The sequence below is a fragment of the Halomonas sp. genome, assembly GCF_031581305.1.
Taxonomy (GTDB): Bacteria; Pseudomonadota; Gammaproteobacteria; order Pseudomonadales; family Halomonadaceae; genus Halomonas.
On sequence record NZ_JAVLBC010000119.1, the window covers coordinates 1 to 1,461 of the forward strand.

The 1,461-nt window shown below is 65.8% G+C and carries 1 protein-coding gene; it reads left to right on the plus strand.

What is annotated here, in order from left to right:
- On the plus strand, positions 1 to 1,461 hold a 1,461-nt coding region (locus tag RI841_RS10830), incomplete at both ends, for an acyl-CoA synthetase (protein WP_310705611.1).

A 1,461-nucleotide genomic window follows, 5' to 3' on the forward strand; every position in this document is an offset into this window, starting at 1 on the left:
GTCAAACCCGGCCAGGCGGTCGCCGCGATGCTGCCCAATGTGCCGGCAATGTTCGAGGCCCACTTCGGCGTGCCCCTGGCCGGCTGTGTGCTCAACACCCTGAACATTCGCCTGGATGCCGAGGCCATCGCCTACATGCTCGAGCACGGCGAGGCGAAGGCGATCCTGGTCGACCCGGAGTTCGCCGACGTGATCGAGGCGGCGGTGAGCAAGCTCGAGGAGAAGCCGCTGATCATCGACGTGGCGGATGAGCAGTTCGTGCCCGAGGGGCGCGCCATCGGCGAGGTGGCGTACGAGGCGCTGCTGGCCGAGGGGGATCCGGCCTATCCCTATCGGCTGCCCGGGGACGAGTGGCAGGCGATCTCGCTCAACTACACCTCCGGCACCACCGGCAAGCCCAAGGGCGTGGTCTATCACCATCGCGGCGCCTACCTGAACGCCGTCAGCAACATCCTGGTGTGGGCGATGCCCCACCACCCGGTCTACCTCTGGACCCTGCCGATGTTCCACTGCAACGGCTGGTGCTTCCCCTGGACCATCGCCGCCGCCGCCGGCACCAACGTCTGCCTGCGCAAGGTGGAGGCCAAGAAGGTGATGGACCTGATCGCCGACGAGCAGGTCACCCACTTCAGCGGCGCGCCCATCGTGCTCAACGGCCTGGTCAACCTGCCCGCCGAGGACAAGCGTGACTTCGACCACTCGGTGGAGGTCACCACGGCGGGTGCAGCACCGCCCGCCTCGGTGATCGCCGGCGTCGAGACGCTGGGCATCGACGTGACCCATGTCTATGGTCTCACCGAGGTCTACGGCCCGGTGACCTCCTGTGCCTGGCGCGAGGCGTGGAACGAGCTGCCCATGGAGGAGCGTGCGAAACTCAAGTCCCGCCAGGGGGTGCGCTATCACATGCTGGAAGCGCTCTGCGTGGCCGACCCCAACACCCTGGAGCCGGTGCCCAAGGACGGCCAGACCATCGGCGAGATCCTGATGCGCGGCAACAACGTGATGAAGGGCTATCTCAAGAACGAGGTGGCCACCGAGCAGGCCCTGGAGGGCGGCTGGTACCATACCGGCGACCTCGCCGTATGGCATCCGGACGGCTATATCGAGATCAAGGACCGCTCCAAGGACATCATCATCTCCGGCGGCGAGAACATCTCCACCATCGAGGTGGAAGACACGATCTACGCCCACCCGGCGGTGGAGGAAGCCGCGGTCGTGGCCAAGCCCGACGAGAAGTGGGGCGAGACGCCCTGCGCCTTCGTCAAGCTGAAGGTCGGCTACGGCGAGGTCACCGAGCAGGAGATCATCGATCACTGCCGCGAGCAGCTGGCGCACTTCAAGGCGCCCAAGAGGGTCATCTTTACCGAGCTGCCCAAGACCTCCACCGGGAAGATCCAGAAGTTCGTGCTGCGCGAAGAAGCCCGCAACGAGGAAGTGGTCAAACGCCTTCTGGACTACGGC